Here is a 25,320-nt window from a genome sequence, read left to right on the forward strand (position 1 = left end):
TGTGATAGGCTCCGCCATCACACGCCGGAGCGGGGCCGAACGGCCATGAGTGTGTCGGGAGCCGCATGCCGCCCCGACCCCCAACAGGAACGCATGCCCCAGATAAACCACCGTCCGCTGTCCGTTGATTATCGGACCAGACGGATCTTCTTCACGTCGTCGCGGCTGGTCTCACGGTAGAGGACGAATCGGTTACCGATCACCTGCACCAGTTCGGCGTGCAGTTGCTCGGCAAGCTGTGCTCCGGCTTCCTTGGCGGTGAGTCCGGAACCGTCCTGCACGGCGCATTTGATGATCTCACGCTTTTCGATGGTCTCGTCGGCCTGCTTGACCAACGTGTCGGTGATATCGTTCTTGCCGATCATGATCAGGGGGTTGAGCTGCATGCCCAAGGTACGCAACTGCTTGATCTGGGCCTTGTTCAATGCCATCCGGTGACAACCTCGTTTTCCTTGATTTCGGGGAATACCCGCGTTCAATACGCTGAACAGCTTACCGTATCCGTTGGAATGCCGGGGAAATCATGCGTCCGAACTACCCTTGGAACCGACATTCAACATCGTCAAGCGAAAGGATGCTGACATGGTCGATGACATCGAACGGGACGGGATTCGTTCTCCCGAACTGACCCTGCACGACGCCGCGCATACGGTGATACCCCAGATCGGATTCGGAACGTTCCAGATTCCCGCCCAGGACACCCAGAGGGCCGTGGAGGAGGCCTTGGAGATCGGCTACCGGCACATCGACACCGCGGCGGCCTACTACAACGAGGAAGGCGTCGGCGCGGCGCTCAAGGCCACGGGCATGGCGGGGAAGATGTTCGTCACCACCAAGCTGCGCAACTGCGATCAGGGGTATGACGCCTCCCGGTTCGCGTTCGAGGAGTCGTTGCGCAAGCTGGGCGTGGACGCGATCGACATGTATCTGATCCACTGGCCGATGCCCCGCATCGACAAGTATCGGGAGACCTGGCGTTCGCTGCTCCGTCTGCGTGACGAGGGACTGGTCCGCGTTCCCGCGGTCAGCAACTTCCTTCCCGAACACATCGAGGCGCTGATCGAGGATTCGGGGGAGACCCCGGCGGTGAACCAGATCGAGGTCCATCCCCGGTTCTCCCGTCCCGACACCCTGCGCTACTGCGCCGAGCACGGCATCGCCGTGGAGGCGTATAGTCCGCTCGGCCATGGTTCCGACATGAACGCGCAGCCCGTGCTGGACGCGGCCGAGGCACACGGGGTGACCCCCGCCCAGGTGGTGCTGCGGTGGCATACGCAGGAGGGAAGGATCGTGATCCCGAAGTCTAAGCATGTGGAGCGTATGCGGCAGAATCTCGCCAGCGCTGGATTCGATCTGACCGAGGCCGAGCTGACCGCCATCGATGCGCTGCACAGTGACGAGGGTCGCATCAGCGCCGATCCGGTCACCTACGTGCAGTCGCAGTCGTGGGCCGATCAGAAGGCCCGCGGCAACGTGTGACCATACGATCGGCAGCATGTGACCGTGTGACCGATCATATGTGAGCGGAGTCACCATCCGGAAGGCGGATGCGGTGGGACCAAGGGTCATCCCGAGGGATGATCTCCCCTCGCGTCCGCCTTGTCGTTTCACCCCTGCGCACGATGGGGAGCCGATCCGGATTTCCGTATCGTTGGTGTCAACATCGCCCGGTGAAGGACCGGGGAAACGAGACCAAGGAGAGGAAACGCATGGGCAGGCACATGGCGGTCGCGGCAGGTATGAACCACGGGGGAGCGGGCCGAGGGGAGCTCGGGGAGACGGAGCGGGGACGGCATACCCGCGGTGCCGGTCACGATCCCGCATCGAATTCGGTACCGACCCCGGATTCCGTACCGGCCCCGCCGACTTCGCGATACGCGCCGGGCAGATCCGTGGCCATCGAAGCCATCGATCTGGTGAAGGACTACGGCGAGGGGGAGAACGTGGTCCACGCGCTGCGCGGGGTGGACGTGAGTTTCGAAAGGGGGCGGTTCACCGCCATCATGGGTCCGTCCGGTTCGGGCAAATCCACTCTTATGCATACGATGGCCGGGCTGGATACCGCCACGAGCGGCCATATCCTGCTCGACGGCACCGATCTGACCGAGATGAACGACCGGCAGCTCACCCTGCTGCGCCGTCGGAAGATCGGATTCATCTTCCAGAGCTTCAATCTGCTGCCCATGTTCACCGCCGAGCAGAACATCCTCATGCCCCTGACGTTGGCCGGGGCCAAGCCGGACCGCGCATGGCTGCGCACGCTGGTGCGCACGCTGGGCCTTGAGGAGCGTATGAACCATCGGCCCAACGAGCTGTCCGGCGGCCAGCAGCAGCGCGTGGCGATCGCCCGCGCGCTGATCACCCGGCCGAATCTGGTGTTCGCCGACGAACCCACCGGCAACCTCGATTCCGTCTCCAGCGCCGAGGTCCTGGATTTTCTCAAACGGTCGGTGCGGGAGCTGGGCCAGACCATCATCATGGTTACGCATGACGCCGTGGCGGCCTCGTACGCCGACCGTGCCATCGTCTTCGCCGACGGCAGGATCGTGGCCGACGAGCCGAATCCCGATCCCGAACGCATGAACGACCTGCTGATGCGGGAACGCCAGCGGGCCACGTCCCTCGTCGACATGACGGCCGAGTCGCCGTACCCCGTGCGCTGAGCACGACCGTTTCACACCAGCCCCCCCCCGCATCAGTTGCGGGTCCATTCACCCTGCATAAGGACCATCATGCTTTCAGTCACCATCCAACTCATGAAACGCAGCGCGAAGATGCTGATTCCGGCTGGCATCGCCGTGCTGATCGGCACGCTGTTCATCTCCTGCACGTTCCTGTTCGGCAATACCCTCAACTATTCGATGCGGCACATGCTCACGGCGAGCTTCGGCGGTGCGAACTACGCCGTCAGCCCCGACGATGGCGCGGACTACACGTCGATGCACACCGTCGGCGACTACCGGGCCGACGCGCTTTCCCGCATCGACGGCGTCAAGGGTCTGCGCGTGGACACCGGACTGCCGGTGCAGGTCAGTCACGGCGGCAGCCATTCCACCACGTTCGCCTTCCCTGCCGCCGACAATGCGGTCGTGATGCCGGTCTCGCTCACCGAGGGCTCCTGGCCGCGGCACGACGGGGAGATCGTCATCCCCGCGGATATGGCGAAGCGTCTCGCCGTGAAGGTGGGCGACTCCGTCACCGTCGACAATTCCCCCGTCTACGCCGGATCGTCGTCGGTCGGCACGGTGAAGGAGAAGGTGGTCGGACTGTCCGACGACCCCAACGGCGCGTTCTCCGCCTACGGGGGAGCGGGCACGCTGAGCGAGCGGGACTTCTCCGTGCTGTACGGCACGGGAGCCGACGGATACGACCGGGTGCCGGCGAACGTCCTGTATCTGCTGGTCGAGCCATCTGCCGGCACCACCGACCAGCAGGTGATCGACGCCATCGACCGGGCGCTGCCCGCCAGAATGAAGACGATGAGCGTTAACGAGTTCGCCGACCAGCAGATGAAGCAGCTCAACAGCAACGACACCAGCATCATCACCTCGTTCATGCTCGCCTTCGGCGCACTGTCCATGTTCGTGGCCGCGCTGGTGATCGGCAACACCTTCCAGGTACTGGTGGCGCAGCGTCGCCGTACCCTCGCCCTGCTGCGCACCATCGGCGCCCAGAAGGGCCAGCTGTACCGGTCGGTGCTCACCGAGGCCGCCCTGCTGGGACTGATCGCCTCGCTGCTCGGCGTGGGGCTCGCATTCGCCGTGATGGGCGCCCTGCAGGCCTTCGGCGTGACCATGCAGGGCATCCGATTCGCCGTGGTCCCCACGCCCGAGGTGTTCTGGGTGCCGATCCTGTTCGGCGTGGCCGTCACCATGCTCGCCTCCCTCGGATCGGCCCGCCTGACCACCAGGGTCTCGCCGCTCGAGGCGCTTCGGCCCATCGAGGCGAATGACACGAAACGGGCCGGACGTCTGCGTCTGGCGATCAGCCTGATCATGATCCTCGTCGGTATCGCCTTGTCGGCGTTCGCCGTCTGGCAGAACTGGCAGCTGGACCATGACGCCGATGCGATGATCGACACCGGCGCCACGATCCTGACCATCGCCATGGCGGGCGGGGCATTGACCTTCTTGGGTCTGCTGCTGTCCGCGATCCGATGGCTGCCCGCCGTGCTCAACCTGTTCGGCCGGCTCATCGGCCGTTGCGGTCCCGCATCGACCATCGCCGCCGCCAACATCGGCAAGAACCCGCGCAGAGTGGCCGCCACCGGCACCGCGCTGCTGATCGGCGTCACCCTCGTGGCCTGCATCGGCACCGGCGCCGCCAGCGCCAAGGCCACCGCCGCCACCGCCCTCGACTCCCGGTACAGCGTCGATCTGCAGGTCACCGGCCCCGGACTCGACCGGACCGTCGTCGACCGCGTCGCCAAGGTGAAGGGCGTACGATCCGCGCAGCTCGTCGGCACGGCGTTGGCGCAGTGGGACCGTCCGAAATCCGCGGGCAATGTCTCCGCGGGCAATGCTTCCGCGTCCAAGGGCTCCGACAAGGTGATCGTGGAAGTGGTCGGCATCACCCGGGACCAGAAGAACCAGGTTCTCAACGCTTCCGGCAGCGGCTTCGACCTCGACGCGAACGGCATCGTCATGATGCGCACCATGGCCGGCCAGACCAATCCGGTCGTCGACGGCAGTACCGTGAACGTCGCCTTCGGCACCACGAACGGTGACGGCGCCATGAGGACGACAGCGACGATGCCGCTCACCGCCCACCTCGCCGACTTCCACTTCGATTCGAACTACGCCGGCACCGCACTGGTGGATCCCGCCGTGCTCGACCGATCCGGCGTGGCCGTCACCAACCAGATCTGGGTGAAAGCCGACGGCAGCGTCACCCCGGCCGACCTGTTCTCCGCCGTGCAGGACGCCGTCAGCGACAAGACCGGCGTCCAGGTCACCGGGTCCGTCGCCGAGCGCGTGCAATGGGAGCGGATGATCGACATGGCGATGATGATCCTCGTCGCCCTGCTCGCCGTGGCCGTGGTCATCGCGCTGATCGGCGTGGCCAACACCCTGTCGCTGTCGGTGATCGAACGCACCCGCGAATCGGCGACCCTGCGCGCCATCGGCATGACCCGCGGCCAGCTCCGCGGCTCGCTTGCCGTGGAGGCCCTGCTGATCTCGCTGGGCAGCGGCGTGGCCGGTCTGATCGTCGGCACGCTGTTCGGATGGATCGGCTCCGCCATCGTCTTCTCCGGTTTCGGCGCCGTGCAGTATCCGATCAACTGGGGCATGTACGCGATGATCCTCCTCGCGGGAGTGCTTGCCGCGCTGGCCGCCAGCGTCCTGCCCGCCAGACGAGCGGTGTCTACGCCGCCGGTCGAGGCGCTCGCCGAAGCGTAGGGCGCCGAACGCCGAAGTCTACGCATGCGAATGGCGCCGGTCCGTTGATCAGTCGATCACGGGCCGGCGCCATTCATGTCATCTCATGTCATCTCGGTACGGCGGTCGTCGGTCAGTCACCCGTCGGCCGCCGATCGGACATCCGTCACACCAGATGGTTCTCGTAGGCGAACACCACGGCCTGCACACGGTCGCGGGCGTTGATCTTCGCCAGAATATGCGCCACATGGGTCTTCACCGTCGGCAGGCTGATGAACAGGCGGTCGGCGATCTCCTGATTGGACAGTCCGTGTGCGATCTCCACCAGCACCTCGCGCTCGCGTTCGGTGAGCAGCTCCAGTTCGGGATCGGTGTACGCCGGCTGACCGCCGTCTCCGCCCGCCGCGGACGGGGATGCGACGCCGACGGCACCGTTGCCGGCGGCTCCGCTCATCTTCTCGATCAGCCGCTTCGTGGCCGAGGGTGCGATGATCGCATTGCCCTGATACACCGTGCGGATCGAACCGAGCAGGGTTTCGGGCTCCGTGTCCTTGAGCAGGAACCCGGAGGCTCCCGCGTTGATCGCCGCCATCACGTATTCGTCCAGATCGAACGTGGTGAGGATGATGACGCGGGTCGGGTTCTCCTTCGACGCCGTGATGCGCTTCGTCGCCTCGATGCCGTCCATGCCGGGCATGCGCACGTCCATCAGCATCACGTCCGGATGCAGTCGTTCGGCCAGCTCCACGGCCTGATTGCCGTCCGCGGCCTGACCGACGACCTCCAGGTCGGATTGGGATCCGATCACCATGACGAATCCGGCGCGTACCAATTCCTGATCGTCGGCGATGCCGACGCGAATGCTCTTCCTGTTTTCGCTCACACATCCACCTTAGCGATTTCCCCGTGGGCGACGATGGGGGAACACCCTGATTGTTCCCTGATTCTCAGTCCGCCGTTCGCTCTGCATTAGTCCGCGTCCCGGTCCGTGGATTCCCCGGTCGGCGTTTCCCGCGTACCGTGCGGGCTCTTCGATCCGAGCCGCTGACGGTCCATCGGCGCCGCGGGGGAGAGCGGCATCGTCATGGCCGCGACGTTCGCACGATCGTCGCTGAACCCGGTCTCGCGCAGCACGCCCAGCAGCTGTCGCATATGTTTGAGCGCGGCCCGTCCCTCGGCGGCGATGTCCTCGAAGGCCTTGGCGATGCGTTCCGGGGATGGATCCTCGTCCAGCATGCGCAAACCGGATTCCGTCTTGCCGCTCACCGCGCGCAGCGTGTCGGTCACCTCGCTCTGGATGTTCGCGCTGATGCGATTGCGTTCCATGTTCGCGGCCAGGATCTTCTGCTTGGCCTCCTCCTCACGCAGCGCATCCTGCCTCGCCTGCAGTACCAGCAGATTCGATTCGCGCGACCGCGACCATCGTCCGGCGGCCAGCGCGCCGAGACAGATGAGCACGATCAATGCGACGTAGACGCAGAACTCCATCAGGAACGCGTTGCGGGACATGGACAGGGACGTCGCGGGATCGGGGGAGTGGCCGGCCAGCATCGCCAGCCCCTGCAGCGGATAGTTGATGCCGTCGGTCATCAGCGTCATCTTGAACGCCACCGTGAGCGTGCCGAACAGCACCATCGGCGCCACCCAGACGATGGCCCTCCGGCTGGCATAGAGCGATACGGAGTACAGCGAGAACACGGTGACCATGGCGAGCGGGGACAGCCACGGCAGCAGCCATGATTCCATGATCATGACCAGACCGAAGGTGAAGGCGCTGGCCTGGGGGAACCGGCGTCGCCAGATCAGCGGCGCCGTGGCGGCGACATCGGCCAGCATCAGCAGCGTCTGCTGGAAGGCGGAATATTCGGAGACGGTCGATACCGCGCCGGAATTGGCCAGCAGCAGCAACAGTAGCGCATAGACGGCGTCCACCACCGTGTAGTGGCGTTCCGTCCACCGTGACAGACGTTCCACGGGGTTGGACCCGTCATCCGCCGGACGGTCCCCATCCCGCCGCTGGCTGCGGAACGAGGACCGGATCCTGCCCAGTGTTTCGATCACCAGCTGCCGGAATCCTCTGGCGGTGACGGAGCCTGCGGCGGATGCGGATTCGGCGGTGCGTGGGGACTGTGCCGTCTGTGGGGACTGTGTGGCCTGTGGGGATTGTGTCTGTCTGGATTGCGTCTGTGCGGCCGCCGTGTCGTCCGATCCCGTAGCGTATGCGGTCCGTTCGCGGTGGGTGTCGGCCGCGATCGGGGACGGGGACTCCCGCCGGTCGGCACGAGTCGAAACGAACGGCACCCGACCGGTCACCTCGAATCCTCCGCCGAGGCGCGGCCCGGCGTGCAGGGTGCCTCCCAGCGCGTCCAGTCGTTCGCGCATGCCGATCAGCCCATAGCCGGGCTTGTGACCGTCCGACGCCGCCGAGGCGCCGCGGCCGTCATCCGTCACGCCGATCCGTACGCCGGCATCGTCCCATGTCTCGTCGATGCGGACGGTGACGTCGGGGCCCGCGTATTTGCGGATGTTCGTCAGCGCCTCCTGCACCATGTGGTATACGGTCGCGGACCCGTTGACGCCCAGATCGTCCGGGCGGGGAACCCCCGAGACCGTGCGGGTCAGACGCCATGTGGGGGAGGCGCCCTGCGCCTGACGGACCAGCGCGTCGATGTTCTCGTACGTCGGGGCGTCGGGATCCTCCAGACTGCCCAGCAGACGCCGCATGTCATGCAGTGCGCGGTTGCTTTCCCGGCCGATGGTCGTCATGGTGCTGCGGGCGAGATCGATGTCGTGCGCGCCGGCGAACCGGCCCCCGTCCGCCTGCACGATGATCGTGGAGAGGGTATGCGCCACCACGTCGTGCATGTCGCGTGCGATCCGGGCGCGTTCGGCCAGCGCGGCGATGCGGGACTCCTCCTCCCGGCGCGCGGCCAGCGCGGCGTTGCGCTCCCGCATGAGCCGCACGGTACGCAGCCGCGCCTTCTGCCAGTAGGCCATGACGATGGTGGCCAGCGTCGGCGCGAACACCATCGGACAGAAGGCGGCAAGCTGACCGGTCAGCACGTCGCCGCACGGCGACCAGTCGATGCCGCCGTCGTAGGCCAGACAGGGGGCGCTGCCCGTCGCGATGCGGGTGGCGGGGTCGACGGCAAGGGAGCCGAACCCCGCGGCGATGGCGTTGACCGCGCTGGCGATCATGTCCATGCCGGCCGCCACGGCGATGAACCCGCGGGCCTGCCGGCGTTCGCAGACGACGATGACCGTATACAGATGGAACAGGGCGAACACGTCCCCGTAGACGATCGACGGGCCAGCCAGCATCTGCAGCAGGCACAGGGCCACGAACGCCATGGCCGAGGCGCGCGGGAACCGACGGCGGAACATCATCGGCACGGCGAAGCTCCACGTCCAGAAGCCGGAGAACCACGCGTACTGCGCATCGGTCATGATCATCGGCGTCGGATTGCCCGAGGGGATGATCAGACCGTCGTCGAGGATCGTGCCGCCCGCCATCATGGAGCACAGCAGGGTGAGGAACAGCGCCAGCAGGGTGTCGCCGACCATCACATGGCGTTTCGTCCACGCCGCAAGGGATCCGATTGCATTGCCGCCTATTGTTCGCACACGCACAGCGTAATGGAAACCGGCGAGAGACGCATTCCGTCGCGGGGATGATTCGACGGCAACGGCGGTCCGACCGGGGTGGGCAATGACCTGGTCGGGGTGGGCGGGGACGGTCTGATCCGCCGGCCGGTCACCGCGGCGACACATGCGGGCGGTAGAGTGACGGCCAGCATACGACAAGGAATATGACGACGATCGGAAGGAGACGCCGATGAGCGTGCTGGCCAGCAACTACGTACCGGGACTGTATGTGGAGGATCACGCGATCCGTGTGCCGTTGGACTGGCGGGGAGCCGACCCCGCCGACGTGCTGGAACGGGGACTGCCCGGCGGGGAAGACGAGACGATCAGCGTGTTCTACCGCGTGGTCACCGCGCCGGAGCACGCCCACGACGATCTGCCGCTGCTGGTCTTCCTGCAGGGCGGACCCGGCGGACAGTGCCCGCGCCCCGTCAGCCCGACCGACGACGGGTGGATCGCCGAGGCGATCAGTCACTTCCGCGTGATCCTGCCCGATCAGCGCGGCACCGGCCGGTCCTCGCGCATCGACGCGCAGACGATCGCCCGGTTCGGCTCCGACGCGCGCGCCGCCGCCGATTACCTCAAACGGTTCCTGGCCGACTCCATCGTCAGGGACTTCGAATACCTGCGGCTCAAGGAGTTCGGCGGTCGCCGATGGGTGTCGCTCGGCCAGAGCTACGGCGGATTCCTCACCCTGACCTACCTGTCGCTGTTCCCGCGCGGCCTCGCCGCCAGCTTCACCACCGGCGGCATTCCGCATGTGCCGGCCGACGCGGCCGAAGTCTACGCGCACACCTTCCCGCGCATGGCCGCCAAGACGAAGCGCTACTACGAACGCTATCCGCAGGACGTGGCGCGCGTGGCCGCGATCGCCGACCGATTGGCCGCCGGCGACGTGAGGCTGCCCAACGGGGATCCGTTCTCCGTGCGCCGCCTGCAGATGCTCGGCAGCGACTTCGGCATGAAACCCAGTTTCGAACGGCTGCACTGGCTGGTGGATCAGGCGTTCACCGGCGGCGACGGCACGGTTGCCGCGGAGTGTGCGGGGGACGGCTCGGAGACCGCGGACGTTGCGGGCGTCGCCGGTGGTGCCGTACATACGGGAGACGGTGCCGCGTCGCCGGTGACGCTGTCCACCGGATTCGCCATGAACGTGCTGGCACGCACCGCCTCCTACGAGCGTCCGCTCTACTGGCCGCTGCAGGAGTTCATCTACGCGGACGGCGAGATGGACCGGCCGATCGACTGGTCCGCCCAGCACGAACTGGAACGGCACCCCGAATTCTCGACCGACGCCCGGCCCCTGATGTTCACCGGCGAGGCGGCGTTCCCCTGGATGTTCGAGGAGGATTCGTCGCTGCGCCCGTTCCGCCCGGCCGTGGAGCTCATGATGCAGGACACCCGCTTCGGCAGGATCTACGACGAGGCGCAGCTGGCGCGCAACGAAGTGCCGCTGCAGGCCGCCGTGTACTACGACGACATGTACGTGGACTCCGGCATGCAGCTGGACACCCTCTCGCGCATCGGGCGCTCACACGCGTGGGTGACCAACGAGTTCGAACATGACGGCGTGCACGGTTCGACGGTGTTCGGCCGGCTGTACCGCGAGGCGCTGGAGCGGGGTGACCTCGAGGATGTGCTCGCCGGACGGTGACGGTGAGATGATACGGTGACTGTGCTGGGTGGCATATGGTGGCGGTGCGGATGCATGACGTGGTTGAATGACGTGCCGGGATTGTAGGCTGTAAGGCATGTCTCTAACTATCGGAATCGTCGGACTGCCGAACGTCGGCAAGTCCACCATGTTCAATGCCCTGACCCGCAACAACGTGCTGGCCGAAAACTACCCGTTCGCCACCATCGAGCCGAACACCGGCATCGTGCCGCTGCCGGACAAGCGTCTTCCCGTGCTCGCCAAGCTGGTGCACACCGAGAAGATCGTGCCCGCCACCGTCACGTTCGTCGACATCGCCGGCATCGTCAAGGGTGCTTCGGAGGGTGAGGGCCTGGGCAACAAGTTCCTCGCCAACATCCGCGAGGCCGACGCGATCTGCGAGGTCGTGCGCGCCTTCGAGGACGACGACATCGTGCACGTCAACGGCAAGGTCGATCCGGCCGACGACATCGACACCATCAACACCGAGCTGATCCTCGCCGACCTGCAGACCATCGACAACGCGCTGCCGAAGCTCGAGAAGGATCTGCGCGGCAAGAAGATCGAGCCGTCATACTTCGAGGCCGTGAAGAAGGCCAAGGAGATCCTCGAGGCCGGAGAGACCATCGACCATGCGGCCGCGGCCGGCAAGATCGACAAGGCCGACGTCTACGACCTGCACCTGCTCACCGCCAAGCCGTTCATCTACGTGTTCAACGTGGACGACGACGAGCTGCAGAACGACGACCTGAAGAAGAAGCTCACCGATTCCGTGGCCCCCGCCCCGGCCGTGTTCCTCAACGCCCAGTTCGAGGCCGACCTCACCGAACTCGACGAGGCGGACGCCCGCGAGATGCTCGAGGATGCGGGACTGACCGAATCCGGCCTCGACCAGCTGGCTCGCGTCGGCTTCGACATCCTCGGCCTGTCCACCTTCCTCACCGCCGGCGAGAAGGAGGTGCGCGCCTGGCAGATCCACAAGGGCTACACCGCCCCGCAGGCCGCCGGCGTCATCCACACCGACTTCGAGAAGGGATTCATCAAGGCCGACATCGTCTCCTACGACGACTTCGTGGCCGCCGAAGGCTCCATGACGAAGATCAAGGAGGAAGGCAAGCTCCGCCAGGAGGGCCGCGACTACGTCATGCAGGACGGCGACATCGTCGAGTTCAAGTTCAACGTGTCGAAGTGATTGCTGGGTAGCGTCGAGGGTCTTGGAATCCAAGCGATTCCAAGACCCTCGGTTATTTCGTCATGCGGAGCTTTTCAGAGGTTGTCCGATATCACGGTTTCACAATCGGCATGAACAGGACGCTGTCGTAGACGCCGCCCGTATGCACGGTGTGCCTGCCCTGATTGACGGTGGGCAGCTGTGCGTCCGGCGCCTCGTCGCTGGCGCGGGCCTCGGCCACCGGACCGCAAGCGTGTCCGCCGATTTCCAGCACCAGGGCTCTCCTTCATGCAGGAGCATATCGGTCGGCCACAATCCCAGATCGACCTGCACCGGTACGAACGGGGTAACCGGCTGCGGGTTCGTGTAGGTCATGTACGGCTCGGTCGGCGTCGATCGTTTCGTATCGAGTTCGCGGTGCGATGCGCGCAGTCGTTGTTCGCATTGTCAGAATTTCCTTAATATGCAAAACGCGGGGCGGCGGCACATAGTCCGCTCGTCCCGCGTTCCTTTGGCGGCCCTAGTATGCTGACCAGTATTGATGCTCAGTGGTTGCGGATGGCGTTGCGCAGGGGTAGGACGCTGGTGGGCGAGACGGACAGTTCGTCGAGTCCGATTTCGAGGAACGTGTCGGTCAGTTCCAGGTCCGCGCCGAGTTCGCCGCAGATGCCGCACCAGATGCCGTGGCGATGCGCGGCCTCGACGGCCATGCGGATCATGCGCAGCACGGCGGGCGAGTGCGGGTCGGCGAAGCGTCCGAGGTTCGGGTTCTGCCGGTCGCAGGCCAGCGTGTACTGGGTCAGGTCGTTGGTGCCGATGGAGAAGAAGTCGACCTCGGCGGCCAGTTCGTCGGCCATGATGACCGAGGCGGGCGTCTCGATCATGATGCCGACCTGGATGTGTTCGTTGAAGTCGATGTGCCCGCCGCGCAGCTCTGTCTTGACCTCATCGAGGATCTGCTTGGCGTCGCGCACCTCCTGGACCGAGGTGATCATGGGCAGCATGATGGCGATGTTGCCGTACACGGAGGCGCGCAGCAGGGCGCGCAATTGGACCTTGAAGATCTCCGGCCGGGTCAGGCAGATGCGGATGGCGCGGTAGCCGAGCGCGGGGTTGTCCTCGTGTTCGAGGTTGAAGTAGCCGACCTGCTTGTCCGCGCCGATGTCGAGCGTGCGGATGACGACCAGGCGGTCGCCCATCTTTTGCGCGACTTCCTTGTAGGCTTCGAACTGGAATTCCTCGGTCGGGTAGTCCTCGCTCTCCAGGTACAGGAACTCGCTGCGGAACAGGCCGATGCCTTCGGCGTCGTTGGCCAGTACGGCGGTCACGTCGGAGGGGCGGCCGATGTTGGCGTACAGGCGCACCTGCTGGCCGGACTTGGTTTCGGTGGGCTTGCCCTTGAGCTCCTGCAGCAGGCGCAGGTGTTCCTCGTACTGGGCCTTCTTGCCTTGGTATTCGGTCAGCGTGGCCTCGTCCGGGTCGACGAACACCATGCCGCTGGTGCCGTCGATCACGGCGGTGTGGCCGTCGTCGGCTGGGTCAAAGCCGTCGCCGATGCCGATGATGGCGGGCAGGCCCATCGTGCGGGCCAGGATCGCGGTGTGCGAGTTCGCGGAGCCCTTGGCGGTCACGAATCCCAGCACCTTGGCGCGGTCGAGCTGCACGGTCTCGCTGGGGGCCAAGTCCTCGGCGAGGATGATGTGGCTGTCGCCGTCGCCGTCCTGCGCCCCGCTGCCACGCCTGCCTTCGAGTACGTTGATCACGCGGCGGGAGACGTCCTTGACGTCGGCGGCGCGCGCCTGCATGTAGGAGTTGTCCATTGCTGCGAACATGGCGGCGAACTGTTCGGCGGTGCTGTTGACCGCGAACTCGGCGTTCACCCTGCTCGATGCGATCAGGTCCTCGATGCTTTCCACGTAGTCCGGATCCTGGAGCATGAGCTGGTGGGTGTCGAACAGTTCGGCCTTGCCTTCGCCGAATTCGGCGGCGGTCCTGTCGCGCAACTGCTTGAGCTGGTTGACGGCCGTATCACGGGCCGCGCGGAAGCGTTCCACCTCGGCCTTCGGGTCGTCGACCACGCGGCGTTCAACGGCGTGGTCGACGGTGTCGAGCACGCGGATCGCGCCGATGGCGATGCCGGCGGAGACTCCAACGCCTTGTATCGTTCTCATCACAGGTTCTCCTTGAGGAACTGCTCGAATTCGGCTGCGGCCTTGACCTCGTCGTTGCCCTGCACCTTGACGGTGACCTCGTCGCCCTGCTTGACGCCGAGTCCCATGACTCCGAAGATGCGCTTGGCATCCACGGATTTGCCGTCGCGGGTGACGATGATGCTCGACTGGTATTCCTGGGCCTTGGCGACCAGCAGGCCTGCGGGGCGGGCGTGCATGCCCTCGGGGTCGGATACGGTGAACGTGAATTCCTGAGACATGATGATTCCTTTATGCGTTTGATGTGTTGCGCTTGAAGCGCCTTGTATACGTGCTGTGGTTTACAGCTGTTCGCCGTTGGTGGCGATGACCTTCTGGTACCAGCCGAAGGATTTCTTGCGGCGGCGTTCGAAGGTGCCGTGGCCTTCGTCGTCGGCGTCGACGTAGATCAGGCCGTAGCGTTTCTTGAATTCGCCGGTGCCGAAGCTGACCACGTCGATGCAGCCCCACACGGTGTAGCCCATGACCTCCACGCCGTCGAGGTCGATGGCCTTGCCGACCTGTTCGATGTGGGCGCGCAGGTAGTCGATGCGGTCGTCGTCGTCGATGGTGCCGTCCGGGTTGATGGTGTCGTATGCGCCGTAGCCGTTCTCCACGATGAAGATCGGCTTGCGGTAGCGTTCGTACAGGACGCTCAGCGCGTAGCGCAGGCCGACGGGGTCGATCTGCCAGCCCCACTTGGTGGCGGGGATGTACGTGTTGCGCACCACGCCGGCGATGCCGGAGTCGAAGTCGCCGGGGGTGGAGTCGTCGGCGGACAGGGCCATCGACATGTAGTAGCTGATGGAGATGAAGTCGACAGTGCCTTCGGCGATGGCCGTCTCGTCTCCCGGCTCCATGTGCGGGGTGACATCCTCGCGGGCCCACATGTTCCTCGCGTAGTTCGGGTATTCGCCGTTGACGTACACGTCGCCGAATACGAGCCGGTCGCGCATGGCGACTTCGGCGCGCATCACGTCGTCGGGGTTGCAGGTGGCCGGGTAGATCGGCACGATGGCCAGCATGCAGCCGATCTGGAAGTCGGGGTTGATCTCGTGGCCGCGCTTGACGACCAGGGCGCTGGCGACGAACTCGTTGTGCACGGCCTGCCAGACCTTGCGCTTGCGCTCGTGGATCGTGTCCGTCTCGGAGAACCGGATACCGGAGTCGGTGTAGGCGAAGATCGGGTTGTCGAGGTTCATCTGGTTGTTGACCTCGTTGAAGGTCAGCCAGTACTTCACCTTGGTCTTGTAGCGTTCCATGACGGTGAGCGCGAACTTGACGAACAGGTCGATGAGCCTTCGGTCGGTGAACCCTCCGTATTTGAGGCTCAGGTTGAGCGGCATCTCGAAGTGCGAGAGCGTCACGACCGGTTCCATGCCCTTGGCCTTGAGGTCGTCGAACAGGTCGTCGTAGAACTTCAGTCCGGCCTCGTTGGGCTCGTCCTCCTCGCCGTTAGGGAAGATGCGCGACCAGGCGATGGAGGTGCGGAAGCATTTGAAGCCCATCTCCTGGAACAACGAATCGTCGTCGCGGAAGCGGTGGTAGTAGTCGTTGCCCCAGTGGTTCGGGTAGATCTTGCCGGTCTCGACACTGCTGGTGATCTGCCGGGGCACGCCGTGCGCGCCCGCGGTCATCACGTCGGCGATGGATACGCCCTTGCCGTCTTCGTTCCACGCACCTTCGAGCTGGTGGGCGGCCACTGCGCCGCCCCACAGAAAGTTGCTTGGGAAACCCATGTTGTGTTCCTTTTCCTGATAAGCCCTGTGGGTCAGTTGATCTTCTTGTACAGCGCGATGAGCTCGTTGACCAGCAGTTTGACGGTCTCCGCGGCCATCATCTGGTCCTCGACGTGTGTCATGAGCAGGCTGACCTCGATCTTCTCGCCGGACGCCTCGCGCTGCACGAGGGTGGTGTGCAGGTCGTGGCCTGTCGCGAAGCTCTGGTCGCCGCTCTTGATGAGCTCGTCGGCCTTGTCGTACTTGCCGGCCTTGGCCGCCTGCAATGCCTCGATGTAGTCGGATTTGGCGCTTCCCGCGGCCGTGATCATCTGGAAGCAGAGGGTCTCCCAGTCGAAGTCCTTGTTGTCTTCTGCCATTGTTACCACCCTTGGTTCGTTCGTTTGGTTGTCTGTTGGTGTCGGGTTACTTGGAGGCGATGGCGATGGCGTGTTCGAGCACCTTGTCGCCGCGCACCATGCCGTAGTCCTGCGGGTTGATGGCCTCGACTGGCTTGCCGGGCAGCAGCTTCTTGACATGGTCGAGCTCGTAGCGCACCTGTGGGCCGAGCAGCACGGCGTCGGCGTTCGCGGCCTTCTCCTCGACCTCGGAGATCGGGTAGGCGTCGATTTCGGCCTCGATACCCTTGGTCTCGGCGGCGGTACGCATCTTCTTGACCAGCATGCTGGTGGACATTCCGGCGTTGCAGCACAGTACGATCTTCATGGTGTTATTCCTTTCAATGGGCCACATCGATTGTGGGACGATTGGTTCTCTATATGCGTTGAGTTTTGATAAGGCGGGAGCCCGGTAAGGGTGGTCGCTCATACCGGGCTCCCATGATCCGATTGTCGTCAATCGGAAGAGTGGAGCCGTTCCGCCCGCAGCTCAGGCCTTAGCGGCCTCGGCGGCGGTCTGGAGATCGGCGTCGTTGGCGGCCTGCTCGGCGACCCACGCCTGGTCCTGCTTCTTGACGAACGGCAGGTAGACGACCACGGAGATCACGAGGATGATGAGCTGGATGAGCGCACCCTTCCAACCGCCCAGCAGGAAGCCGGAGATGATCACCGGGGTGGTCCACGGCACCTGGACGGCACCGAATGGAGGCATGAAACCGATGTACATCGCGCCGTAGGTGATGATCATGGCGATCAGCGGGACGACGATGAACGGGATCAGGAAGAACGGGTTGAATACGATCGGAAGACCGAAGATGACCGGCTCGTTGATGTTGAACAGGCCGGGCACGATGGACAGCTTCGACATTTCCTTCATCTGGCTCGACTTGGCCACGATCAGGCCGGCGATGAGCAGGCCGAGGGTGATGCCGGTGCCGCCGAACTTGACGAAGCAGTCGACGATCTGCGGGGTGAGGATATGGCCGCCGTCGGCAGTGGTCACGGCCTTGCCGGCATCCATGAGGGCCTGGTTGGCCACGGAGTTGGCGGTCAGCAGCGGGGCCATGATGCCCATGACGACGTTCGGGCCGTGGATGCCGCACCAGAAGAGGATGGAGATGAGCAGGGTGATGATGATCGCGCCGGCCCAGTTGTCGGTGAGGTTCTGCATCGGGGTCTGCAGGATCTTGAAGATGAGTTCGGTGAAGCTCACGCCGCCGAACAGCTGGCACAGGTGGTAGATGACGGCGGAGCCGAGCACCACGAAGAAGCCGGGGATCATGGCGGAGAACGCGTTGGACACGCCTTCGGGCACGGAGTCGGGCAGCTTGATCTTGAGGTTGTGCTTCATGCACTTGACGAACACCAGGCCGGACAGCAGGCCGACGATGATGGCGGTGATCACGCCGTTGCCGCCGGTCCACGAGGTGGAGATCGCGCCGGACACGGAGGCGGTAGTGCCTTCCTTGATCGCGTCGACGGTGCTGTGGTCGATGCTCACCGAGGACGGCGAGAGGATGAAGAAGGCGACCAGGGCCAGCAGGCCGGAGGAGATGCCATCTTCCTTCTCGTTGCGCGCGTAGGCGTAGCCGATGCCGACCGCGATGATGATGGCCAGGATGTTGAACGTGCCGGCGGACACCTGGTTCAGGCCGATGTTCCATTTATCGGTGAGCAGGTTGTTCATGAAGTCCGTGTAGCCCTCGAACGGCAGGTTCGCGAGCAGCAGGAACAGCGATCCCACCAGGGTGGCCGGCATCGTGAGCACGAAGCCGTCCTTCAGAGCGGTGACCGCCTTGGTCGTCGCGAATTTCATGAAGCCGTTGAGCAGTTTGTTGCCGAACTCCTTCATTCTCGTCCTCCTTTGGGCTGGTTGATGTCCCCGGGCCGGCGTCCCTGTTGTCGGCCCGATTCCTCTTGTTCAGTATCAAGTCATTCGAATGAATAGGCATAATCCGAATGACTTGACTACAATATACGAGTTTCATTCGGCTGCGTCAAATTCATTCGAATGATTTTTAGATACGGCGCGTCGCCTTCCTAAAGGGCGTCGCGGGGCACTGCGCGGCCCCGCGCGCACGAGGGCCTTACTTCAGGTCGGCGAAATTAAAAAACGTGGCCTTCTTATAGTGGTAATAGACCGTGCCGGCGTTGAACATGCGGCCGCTGGCCAGATAGGCGTCGTCCTCGACCACCAGGGCGGGATCCCCAGTCGACAGGCCAAGGAGGTCGGCCCGGCCATGATCCAGCTCTCGCGCGTATATCAGCTTGTCCGCAAAGCCCGTACTCAGCCCCAGATCCTCGCGAATATACGCATAGATGGAGCCGCTGGCGATCTCCTCGCTGAGGTACGGCACGAACTCCTTGAGATACAGGGCGTACTCGATGGCGAAAGGCTCGTCATCCAGCAGACGCAGGCGCGAGACGCTGTAGACCTTGGCGTCGGCGGCGCACTTGAGGCGCGCGGAATCCGCGCCCGCCTCGCGCTGCTCCAGCTTGATCAGCTTGGAGGACACGGAATGGCCGGGGAACTCCGAGGTCATGCCTCTCGTGCCGTTGATGTTGAGGCAGCCCTCACGCCTGTTCTCCCGGACGAACATGCCGCTGCCCTGCACCGGATACACATCGCCAAGCTCGGCCAGCAGAGAGATGGCGTTACGCACGCAGTACCGGGTCGCGCCGAACTGCTCCATGAGCTCGGGCTCGGTGGGCAGCTTTCCCGTGTCACGATATTTGCCCTTGTCGATCTCCACCTTGAGAATCTTCGCCAGTTCACGGTATTTCATGCACCCTCCAAAATCACATCATCCAGCCGCGCCACATCGCCGCGACACATGATGGCCATTTTATCGCATGATTCGCATTCATTCGAATATAACGTTTTCCTTCAATCCATATCCCTTCAATCCATATCCCTTTAATTCATTCGCATGAATTTTAAACGACGAAAAATAGTCATTCCCTACGACGAACAGTAGCGAGAAATGAATTCGCCACGACACATCTCCACCCGACACTGAAGTCACGATTGCCCCACACGTCGCCCGAGTAGATACACGACGATGGCAGCCGGCACGGAGACCATCATCGCGAGGAAGAGCCACCGGATGCCGACATACGCGCACAATGCCCCGCCGAGCATCGGGCCGAGAGACATCCCCAGATCAAGACCCATATAGTACAGGGCATTGGACCGCCCTTCATGACCGTGGCCACCGATCTTCACAGCGGACATCTGGGACGCCGAGCTCATCAGGCCATACGCCCCGGCCATCAGCACGGCGGCGAGCAACATGGACGGCATGCCATGCATCAACGTCAGCGCCGCGAGCGATCCGAGCATGCAGCCCGAACACAGAATAAGGAACCAGATGAAGGGAAGACGATCGAACAGATCGCGCATCAGTACGCGCATTGACAACAACGCCACGGCATACGCCGGGAAGAACAGGCCCACGTCGACCGGAAGCCGTAACGAGTCGGCATAGACGACGATGTAGGACTGCGTGGCGCAATAGGGGATGGCAAACAGCATGAACACGAGGGCAACGGGAATCACCCTGGCGCACGAGCCACGGTCGTCGCCAGGCGAGGTGTGGCGACCGGAGCGCGCCCGCGCCCCCTTTCCGCCGCGCGTCATCAGCACCGCGATTCCCATGAGCACCACCATCGCGGTCGAGACTAGGAACGATGCCCCATATCCGGCCTTTCGCTGGACCCGGATACCCACCGCGGGTCCGAACGCCATGGCCAGTGCGTTGACGGCTCCGTACAATCCCATCACCTTGCCGATATGCCCCAGCGGGACCAACGAGGACAACCACGCGGACAGGCACACGGACACGAGGGAAAAGCCAATCCCGTTGATTATCCTCGACGCAAGCAGGAACGCCGGAATCGGACAGAACGTGTATCCGAGGTTGGCGACGAGCAAAAGCGCCGCGCCAGCGATTGCGAGTCCGCGATACGGCACGCGATCAGCCACCATACCCGTCAGGGGGCGAAGGACCAGGGACACGATGTTCATCGCCCCGACGATGAGTCCGGCCATCGCGGCACTCGCGCCAATCGACCTCGCATAGCCGACGGCAAGAGGCGTCGACAGCATCGAGCCTCCCATATAGAAAAACCCGGCCAGCATGATAAGCAGCACATCGCGGCCAAACACCGATTCCCCATGCCCTCTACGCTTCACGACGATCACTCCCCGACACAAGGACACGGACACAACACCCATTGTGCAAATTCATTCGAATGAATTATACTTCGAGTGGGGACTGGACATAGTCAGGACATCGCAGTCGGCATCCCACAGGAGAACACGCGCATGAGCATATCCAAACTAGTATTTATTGATATCGACGGCACGCTGCTGGACAGCAGCCACCGCATTCCCGAATCCGCGCGAGAGGAGTGCCACCGAGCACAACAGGCCGGTCACCGACTGTTCATCTGTTCGGGCCGTGCGGCGCTGGACATCGATCCGCCGGTGCTCGAACTTGGGTTCGACGGCATCGTATCCGACGGTGGCGCATGCGCCGAACTCGATGGCGAAACCATCATCGACGAGCGCATGCCCGCCGAATCCGTCCGCATGGCAACCTCGTTCTTTGCCACACGCTCCATGCCGTATGCTTGGCACTGCCCCGACGGCATGCACGCCACCGAACGCTACCTGTACAGGCTTGGCATCTGGCGCAAACTGCTGCGGCATCCGCAGATGCGCGGTTCCTGGCACACCATCACTGACCATTCCGCCCCTCTGCCATTAGTTCGCAAAGGCACGTTCTACATTCCCGAGGACGGAAGCCTCACCGTGGAGGACGTACGACGAGAACTCTCCGGCTACGCGACCATCATCCACGGATCCATCAACTCCTCCAGCGATGACAACGGCGAGATCCTCATCCCCGGAGTGGACAAGGGCACGGCACTCATGAAAGTCTCTCAACGGCTTGGAGTTCCACTGTCCGACACGATCGCCATCGGCGACAGTGACAATGACCTTGAGATGATCCAGACCGCCGGCATCGGCGTGGCGATGGGCAACGGCACTGCGGCCGTCAAATCAGTCGCCGACATGATCGCGCCAAACGTCGACAACAACGGCCTCGCGGCGGTACTGCACCGGCTACTCCACTAACATGCCACCCTCCTCAGGAGAGAATGCTCCAGGCGGGGCTGTTCGACATACTCTCCTTCATCGGCGTGGGAACGCGGCCGTTGGGGCCAACGTAGATCGGTCCGCCGGGCAGCTGCTTGCCCTTCGGCGTGAGGGCTATCATCATGCGCAGTTTCTTCTCCAAGCCGGGGAAGACCACGTGGTACAGCACCTTGCCCTTCGCGTCCTTCTTGTACAGCTGAGCGAACAGATCCATGTCGTCGCCGGTGTCGGTGCTCATTCATAGGCGGGCGTTGAGCGGCCCATGGATTTCCATGTCCCGGGGAATCCGGTATTCGAAACGCGCGACGGCGCTCATGTCACGACTGACGGCATCGTATTCGGCGCTGGATTCCAGTGCGGCCTGTTGCTCGTTCATGGTGCCGTCCGAGGCGTTCAGGTGCAGTTCCATCGTTTCGGTCCGTACACAGGGGTAGTCGTCGGACGTGGAGAACAGGTTGTGTTTGGCTCTCACGTCAAGCCGTGAATAACGTACGCGCGGAGTCTGCTCCCAACCGTTGTCGATGCCCTTGAGATAGTGATCGAAGAAGCGACGCAGGTCGTCGCAGTTCTCCCGGGTGTCGAGATCTCCCCATTCGTGGGTGTCGTGGATGCGCAGCCATTTGTCCTTCGAACCGAGTCGTTTGAATCCGGAGAGCGTGCTGCGGGTATGGATCGGATGCGTCCAACTGGCCACCACATAGGCGGGGACGGTGACGTGTTCGAGATCGGGGATCTTGTCGGTCCAGTAGTCGTCCACGAGCGGGTGCTGTTCGAGCATACCGGTCACATCCTCGAATCGGCTCTGCCCGTACAGGAAGCCGACGATATCGATGTCATGGAACGTGCCGTTGGGGATGTCGCCGCGGCACACCACTTCGCGGTACTCGTCGGTGAGACCCTCCCACGGGGCGATCGCGGCCAGATGAGCCGGTTTGGCGGCTGCGGCGGCCCATTAGATCATGGCGAGCTGCGAATTGCCCATCATACATACCTTTCCGGTGCACCAGTCCTGGCGCGCGATGTATTCGATGGTGTCATGCACGTCCCGTCCGGCCTGGGTGCCCATGAAGTACATGTCGCCGCCGGAGTGGCCGATGCCCCGCTCGTCCACCACACAAATCGCATATCCATATATCCATACCTGCACCAATAGGCCGGGTCGGGCGATTCGAAGCGCTGCAGACCGGATACCTGATCCTTGGGGAATCCGGTGCTGGTCACATCGTAGTTGGCATTGAACGGGCCTCCACGCTTGCTGTAGGGCGAATAGACGAGAATGACCGGGGTACGGGCGTCGCCCTGCCTGCGCCACAGGTCGCCGTAGATGACCGTGCCATCGCGCAGTTCAATCGGGATGTCCTCTAGACATTCGATGTCGATCGGCAGCTTCATGGCTCCCTTGGCGTTGACGCTTCCCTCCCGATAGAGGACGGTCCGCGTCTCCAATGGAGGAATCGGAGGTTTGGCCTGATTCAATGGGTTCGCCGGTTTGAACCGGATGTCGCTCCCGTTGATATCAAGCAGCGGTGCGCTGCTGGTGGTGTCGGTCATGGTGTTCCTTTCTGTGATGGGATTTGTAATGGAGGACAGCTAATGTGATTCGGTTGGCGTGTGTCCTTTTGGACGACTGGCCGGATATTTCCTATTCGACGATAGTGTCGGTTTCGCGGTCGCGTATGAAGATCGCGATGAATGCCGCCAGCGCCAGCAGAATCGCCGCGGCGGCGATGAACGCGATTTTGTCGCCGTAGTATGCCGCTTCGAGTTCCGTGGCCTTGGGTGCGATCACGGAGGATAGCGCGGAGAACGATATGATCAGCGCGACCATGAAGGAATTGCTGATCTGGTTTGAGGTCTGGGCGGCGGCATTCGCATGACGCACGAGACTATTGCTCAACGAATTGATGCCCCATGTGTTGCAGGGCGTGATGATCAGCTGCACGCTTACCGAGCACAGGGCATAAGCGATGGCGACGACCGGCATGCTGGTGTCCATCGGCATCGTGGCAAGCAGTGCGATGCCGGCGAGGGTGCACACACTGCCTGCCCGAGCCGGGACATGCACGCCGAACCGGTCGTACAGTTTGCCGGATACCAGCGCCATCGCCACGCTGAGCAGAGCGCCGGGCAGTACGACGAGTCCGCTTATCACGGCGGATTCGCCTTTGACGATCTGAACGAACAAGGGCAGCACGGTGCCGATGCCGAGATACACGCCCTGCGTGAGTGCGATGACGGCGACGGAACTGGGAAAACCTGCGGGAGCGGAATACGCGCATGTCGAGCATGGGCTGCTCAAGCCTCAACTGGCGAACGACGAACAGCGCGATAAGAGCGACGCCGATTGCGATGAGGACGATGATAATGGTGGTATTGCTGGTCGATGCGAACGTCGACAAGCCGTACAGTATGCACAGCAGTCCGATTGACGACAGTGCCACGGACAAGGCGTCGAACGGTGTCCGGGCAGCCGTCTCCCTGGTTTCAAGCACCACCATCGCGACGCAGAGAATGATGATGCCGAGTACGCCGACGATAAGGAACAGTGCATGCCAGCCGACGGAATCGATCAACAGGCCGGACACCGTCGGACCGATCGCCGGCGCGAATCCCACCAATAGGCCGATCAGGCCCATGGCCGTCCCGCGTCGTTCGCGAGGGAAGATGAGTACGATCTCGGTCATCACCATGGGCAGCAGAATTCCCGTACATGCCGCCTGACAGACGCGGCCGACGAGCAGGACTGCGAAATTCGGCCCCCACGCGGCCAGCAGGCTTCCTGCGGAGAATATGCTCATCGCGGCGACGAACAGGCGCTTGGTCGAAAAACGTCCAAGCAGGTATGCAGACAGGGGGATGATCAACGCTTCGACCAGCGAATACGCGCTCGACAGCCACTGGGCGGTGGTCGCGTCGATGCTGAAGTCCTCCATGATGGACGGCAATGCCGGAGACAGAAACGACAGGTCGAGAATGGCGAGCACCGTGCCCGTCAACAGCACGATGACCGTAATGCGTTGTTTTCGGGTCAATCCCATAGGAGCAGGTTCCTTTCCGTCGATGGTCCGGCACTGGTTTCGGCCGTACCGCTGCAATTTGACCGTGGTTGATTATCGGTTTAATGTCTATTTAGCAACTAAAGTTGCATATCTTCAGCAGACGGAAATCGTCGCAGGGAGCATATGCGACCGATGGGTGAAAATGTCGCTTACGACATCGCCCATATGGATACGGAAACGGGGGTCACGCATGGCGGAGGATCTACGCATCGTCAAAACCCGAAAGGCGATCCGCGAGGCCTTCCTGACATTGCGGCGAACCCAGCCGTTGGAGCGGGTCAGGGTGCGCGACATCTGCGCGGAGGCTCTGATCAACAAGTCGACGTTCTACCATCACTACACCGACGTGTTCGACCTGTCGGACCAGCTTGAGGACATGGTCCTTGATGAATGCTTCGAGGCGTTTCCATACAAGGACAAGCTGCTCGCCGACCCTTTGGTCTTCCTTGGAAACGTGCCGGCGGCCATGGACACGAGAAAAGACGCCATAGACATACTGTTCCGCGGCAGGCAGGACGTGCTGTACGACAAAATAGAACGACACCTGCGGCAGTTCTATCTGATGGAAGACGCCACCGAGGAAGAGGACATCCTCCTCACCTTCGTCATCGGAGGGGCGATGTACGCCATGCGTGCGCTCGCGGCCGAAGGACCGTACAGCCGGGAATCCGTCACCGAGGTCTCGGCCCGCATCATCGGCAGGCTCGCACAACGGGAGTGAGGCGCGCCTTTCGGCGGACGACGCGATTCCCTCCGTCCCGAACTGCCGCGCCGAACATGATCGGTTTTCTGCCACAGTGAGGCGAAAAGGTCGAGTTCAAGTTCAACGTGTCGAAGTGATTGCTGGGTAGCGTCGAGGGCCTTGGAATCCAAGCGATTCCAAGGCCCTTGTCTATACTGTATTCAGTTGTTGTCGTATGGAGTCGCATCGTGATGAACACGGT

General features: G+C 63.2%; 23 protein-coding genes and 1 pseudogene. 7 read left to right on the forward strand and 17 right to left on the reverse strand.

Annotation, left to right across the window (positions count from 1 at the left end):
• Window positions 1–128: 128 nt before the first annotated feature.
• A complete protein-coding gene (locus CSQ87_RS06770) occupies window positions 129–431 on the reverse strand; it encodes a YhbY family RNA-binding protein (RefSeq protein ID WP_100513126.1) in 303 nt (100 codons plus the stop codon).
• Window positions 432–582: 151 nt separating this feature from the next.
• Here CSQ87_RS06770 and CSQ87_RS06775 point away from each other — a divergent pair, with 151 nt between their 5' ends.
• From CSQ87_RS06775 to CSQ87_RS06785, 3 genes are all read left to right on the forward strand, one after another.
• Window positions 583–1,479, forward strand: coding sequence for an aldo/keto reductase (locus CSQ87_RS06775; RefSeq protein WP_100513127.1), 897 nt, complete (start codon window positions 583–585; stop codon window positions 1,477–1,479).
• 230 nt (window positions 1,480–1,709) lie between these two features.
• Window positions 1,710–2,663 carry an ABC transporter ATP-binding protein gene (locus tag CSQ87_RS06780; protein ID WP_243388869.1) on the forward strand — a complete coding sequence of 318 codons (954 nt, stop codon included), beginning with the start codon at window positions 1,710–1,712 and terminating at the stop codon, window positions 2,661–2,663.
• Between the two features lie 69 nt (window positions 2,664–2,732).
• Window positions 2,733–5,399, forward strand: coding sequence for an ABC transporter permease (locus tag CSQ87_RS06785; RefSeq protein ID WP_100513128.1), 2,667 nt, complete (start codon window positions 2,733–2,735; stop codon window positions 5,397–5,399).
• A 145-nt stretch (window positions 5,400–5,544) separates the two neighbouring features.
• Here CSQ87_RS06785 and CSQ87_RS06790 read toward each other — a convergent pair whose 3' ends face one another.
• Both CSQ87_RS06790 and CSQ87_RS06795 read right to left on the reverse strand, forming a co-directional pair.
• Window positions 5,545–6,261, reverse strand: coding sequence for a response regulator (locus CSQ87_RS06790; RefSeq protein ID WP_100513129.1), 717 nt, complete (start codon window positions 6,259–6,261; stop codon window positions 5,545–5,547).
• A gap of 86 nt (window positions 6,262–6,347) precedes the next feature.
• Window positions 6,348–9,149, reverse strand: coding sequence for a sensor histidine kinase (locus CSQ87_RS06795; RefSeq protein WP_133122358.1), 2,802 nt, complete (start codon window positions 9,147–9,149; stop codon window positions 6,348–6,350).
• Window positions 9,150–9,213: 64 nt separating this feature from the next.
• Here CSQ87_RS06795 and CSQ87_RS06800 point away from each other — a divergent pair, with 64 nt between their 5' ends.
• Together CSQ87_RS06800 and ychF are read left to right on the forward strand one after the other, a co-directional pair.
• On the forward strand, window positions 9,214–10,677 hold the full coding sequence (locus tag CSQ87_RS06800) for an alpha/beta fold hydrolase (RefSeq protein WP_100513131.1): 1,464 nt from the start codon (window positions 9,214–9,216) through the stop codon (window positions 10,675–10,677).
• A 97-nt stretch (window positions 10,678–10,774) separates the two neighbouring features.
• Window positions 10,775–11,869 carry a redox-regulated ATPase YchF gene (ychF, locus tag CSQ87_RS06805; RefSeq protein ID WP_100513132.1) on the forward strand — a complete coding sequence of 365 codons (1,095 nt, stop codon included), beginning with the start codon at window positions 10,775–10,777 and terminating at the stop codon, window positions 11,867–11,869.
• A gap of 91 nt (window positions 11,870–11,960) precedes the next feature.
• On the opposite strand, the gene CSQ87_RS10900 is transcribed toward ychF, so the two are convergent.
• From CSQ87_RS10900 to CSQ87_RS06845, 9 genes are all read right to left on the reverse strand, one after another.
• Window positions 11,961–12,122, reverse strand: a complete 162-nt coding sequence (locus CSQ87_RS10900; RefSeq protein WP_165776778.1) for a hypothetical protein — start codon at window positions 12,120–12,122, stop codon at window positions 11,961–11,963.
• A gap of 271 nt (window positions 12,123–12,393) precedes the next feature.
• On the reverse strand, window positions 12,394–14,019 hold the full coding sequence (ptsP, locus tag CSQ87_RS06810) for a phosphoenolpyruvate--protein phosphotransferase (RefSeq protein WP_100513133.1): 1,626 nt from the start codon (window positions 14,017–14,019) through the stop codon (window positions 12,394–12,396).
• The gene (locus CSQ87_RS06815) at window positions 14,019–14,279 is read right to left on the reverse strand and encodes an HPr family phosphocarrier protein (protein ID WP_100513134.1); all 261 of its coding nucleotides are present in this window, start codon (window positions 14,277–14,279) and stop codon (window positions 14,019–14,021) included. The genes ptsP and CSQ87_RS06815 overlap by 1 nt, the downstream gene beginning before the upstream one ends.
• A gap of 60 nt (window positions 14,280–14,339) precedes the next feature.
• Complete coding sequence (locus tag CSQ87_RS06820; RefSeq protein ID WP_100513135.1) at window positions 14,340–15,776, reverse strand: 6-phospho-beta-glucosidase; 1,437 nt, start codon at window positions 15,774–15,776, stop codon at window positions 14,340–14,342.
• 32 nt (window positions 15,777–15,808) lie between these two features.
• Window positions 15,809–16,135 (reverse strand): PTS sugar transporter subunit IIA, encoded by a 327-nt coding sequence (locus CSQ87_RS06825; protein WP_100513136.1) that lies wholly within the window; start codon window positions 16,133–16,135, stop codon window positions 15,809–15,811.
• Between the two features lie 46 nt (window positions 16,136–16,181).
• Window positions 16,182–16,481: a PTS sugar transporter subunit IIB gene (locus tag CSQ87_RS06830; protein ID WP_100496667.1), complete on the reverse strand. Its 300-nt coding sequence runs from the start codon at window positions 16,479–16,481 to the stop codon at window positions 16,182–16,184.
• 162 nt (window positions 16,482–16,643) lie between these two features.
• The gene (locus CSQ87_RS06835; protein WP_100513137.1) at window positions 16,644–18,005 is read right to left on the reverse strand and encodes a PTS sugar transporter subunit IIC; all 1,362 of its coding nucleotides are present in this window, start codon (window positions 18,003–18,005) and stop codon (window positions 16,644–16,646) included.
• A gap of 235 nt (window positions 18,006–18,240) precedes the next feature.
• Window positions 18,241–18,939 (reverse strand): GntR family transcriptional regulator, encoded by a 699-nt coding sequence (locus CSQ87_RS06840; RefSeq protein ID WP_100513138.1) that lies wholly within the window; start codon window positions 18,937–18,939, stop codon window positions 18,241–18,243.
• Between the two features lie 236 nt (window positions 18,940–19,175).
• Window positions 19,176–20,390 (reverse strand): MFS transporter, encoded by a 1,215-nt coding sequence (locus CSQ87_RS06845; protein ID WP_100513139.1) that lies wholly within the window; start codon window positions 20,388–20,390, stop codon window positions 19,176–19,178.
• A gap of 90 nt (window positions 20,391–20,480) precedes the next feature.
• On the opposite strand from CSQ87_RS06845, the gene CSQ87_RS06850 reads away from it, so the two are divergent.
• A complete protein-coding gene (locus CSQ87_RS06850; RefSeq protein ID WP_100513140.1) occupies window positions 20,481–21,296 on the forward strand; it encodes an HAD family hydrolase in 816 nt (271 codons plus the stop codon).
• Window positions 21,297–21,309: 13 nt separating this feature from the next.
• Here CSQ87_RS06850 and CSQ87_RS06855 read toward each other — a convergent pair whose 3' ends face one another.
• The 5 genes and pseudogenes from CSQ87_RS06855 to CSQ87_RS11145 form a co-directional block, all read right to left on the reverse strand.
• A complete protein-coding gene (locus CSQ87_RS06855; RefSeq protein WP_100513141.1) occupies window positions 21,310–21,555 on the reverse strand; it encodes a hypothetical protein in 246 nt (81 codons plus the stop codon).
• Window positions 21,556–22,191, reverse strand: a complete 636-nt coding sequence (locus CSQ87_RS06860) for a CocE/NonD family hydrolase C-terminal non-catalytic domain-containing protein (RefSeq protein WP_100513142.1) — start codon at window positions 22,189–22,191, stop codon at window positions 21,556–21,558.
• Between the two features lie 78 nt (window positions 22,192–22,269).
• Window positions 22,270–22,392: a CocE/NonD family hydrolase gene (locus CSQ87_RS11315; protein ID WP_423734782.1), complete on the reverse strand. Its 123-nt coding sequence runs from the start codon at window positions 22,390–22,392 to the stop codon at window positions 22,270–22,272.
• A gap of 567 nt (window positions 22,393–22,959) precedes the next feature.
• Entirely contained in the window at window positions 22,960–23,532 is a 573-nt protein-coding gene (locus CSQ87_RS11140; RefSeq protein WP_341476083.1) for an MFS transporter, read from the reverse strand.
• Between the two features lie 118 nt (window positions 23,533–23,650).
• Window positions 23,651–24,355: pseudogene (locus tag CSQ87_RS11145) on the reverse strand (MFS transporter); the annotation flags it as partial.
• A gap of 211 nt (window positions 24,356–24,566) precedes the next feature.
• Between CSQ87_RS11145 and CSQ87_RS10795 the strand changes: the two are divergent.
• Complete coding sequence (locus CSQ87_RS10795) at window positions 24,567–25,097, forward strand: TetR/AcrR family transcriptional regulator (protein ID WP_133122360.1); 531 nt, start codon at window positions 24,567–24,569, stop codon at window positions 25,095–25,097.
• The last annotated feature ends 223 nt before the right edge of the window (window positions 25,098–25,320 follow it).

Origin of the sequence: Bifidobacterium simiarum (assembly GCF_002802905.1) — a bacterium.
Taxonomy (GTDB): Bacteria; Actinomycetota; Actinomycetes; order Actinomycetales; family Bifidobacteriaceae; genus Galliscardovia; species Galliscardovia simiarum.

Excerpts from the sequence above, each read along its gene's own strand:
- CSQ87_RS06770 (WP_100513126.1), bottom strand. The coding sequence starts at position 431 with ATGGCATTGAACAAGGCCCAGATCAAGCAGTTGCGTACCTTGGGCATG.
- CSQ87_RS06775 (WP_100513127.1), top strand. The coding sequence starts at position 583 with ATGGTCGATGACATCGAACGGGACGGGATTCGTTCTCCCGAACTGACC.
- CSQ87_RS06780 (WP_243388869.1), top strand. The coding sequence starts at position 1,710 with ATGGGCAGGCACATGGCGGTCGCGGCAGGTATGAACCACGGGGGAGCG.
- CSQ87_RS06785 (WP_100513128.1), top strand. The coding sequence starts at position 2,733 with ATGCTTTCAGTCACCATCCAACTCATGAAACGCAGCGCGAAGATGCTG.
- CSQ87_RS06795 (WP_133122358.1), bottom strand. The coding sequence starts at position 9,149 with ATGTGTCGCCGCGGTGACCGGCCGGCGGATCAGACCGTCCCCGCCCAC.
- CSQ87_RS06800 (WP_100513131.1), top strand. The coding sequence starts at position 9,214 with ATGAGCGTGCTGGCCAGCAACTACGTACCGGGACTGTATGTGGAGGAT.
- ychF (WP_100513132.1), top strand. The coding sequence starts at position 10,775 with ATGTCTCTAACTATCGGAATCGTCGGACTGCCGAACGTCGGCAAGTCC.
- ptsP (WP_100513133.1), bottom strand. The coding sequence starts at position 14,019 with ATGAGAACGATACAAGGCGTTGGAGTCTCCGCCGGCATCGCCATCGGC.
- CSQ87_RS06815 (WP_100513134.1), bottom strand. The coding sequence starts at position 14,279 with ATGTCTCAGGAATTCACGTTCACCGTATCCGACCCCGAGGGCATGCAC.
- CSQ87_RS06820 (WP_100513135.1), bottom strand. The coding sequence starts at position 15,776 with ATGGGTTTCCCAAGCAACTTTCTGTGGGGCGGCGCAGTGGCCGCCCAC.
- CSQ87_RS06825 (WP_100513136.1), bottom strand. The coding sequence starts at position 16,135 with ATGGCAGAAGACAACAAGGACTTCGACTGGGAGACCCTCTGCTTCCAG.
- CSQ87_RS06830 (WP_100496667.1), bottom strand. The coding sequence starts at position 16,481 with ATGAAGATCGTACTGTGCTGCAACGCCGGAATGTCCACCAGCATGCTG.
- CSQ87_RS06835 (WP_100513137.1), bottom strand. The coding sequence starts at position 18,005 with ATGAAGGAGTTCGGCAACAAACTGCTCAACGGCTTCATGAAATTCGCG.
- CSQ87_RS06840 (WP_100513138.1), bottom strand. The coding sequence starts at position 18,939 with ATGAAATACCGTGAACTGGCGAAGATTCTCAAGGTGGAGATCGACAAG.
- CSQ87_RS06845 (WP_100513139.1), bottom strand. The coding sequence starts at position 20,390 with ATGGGTGTTGTGTCCGTGTCCTTGTGTCGGGGAGTGATCGTCGTGAAG.
- CSQ87_RS06850 (WP_100513140.1), top strand. The coding sequence starts at position 20,481 with ATGAGCATATCCAAACTAGTATTTATTGATATCGACGGCACGCTGCTG.
- CSQ87_RS06855 (WP_100513141.1), bottom strand. The coding sequence starts at position 21,555 with ATGAGCACCGACACCGGCGACGACATGGATCTGTTCGCTCAGCTGTAC.
- CSQ87_RS11315 (WP_423734782.1), bottom strand. The coding sequence starts at position 22,392 with ATGTACTTCATGGGCACCCAGGCCGGACGGGACGTGCATGACACCATC.
- CSQ87_RS10795 (WP_133122360.1), top strand. The coding sequence starts at position 24,567 with ATGGCGGAGGATCTACGCATCGTCAAAACCCGAAAGGCGATCCGCGAG.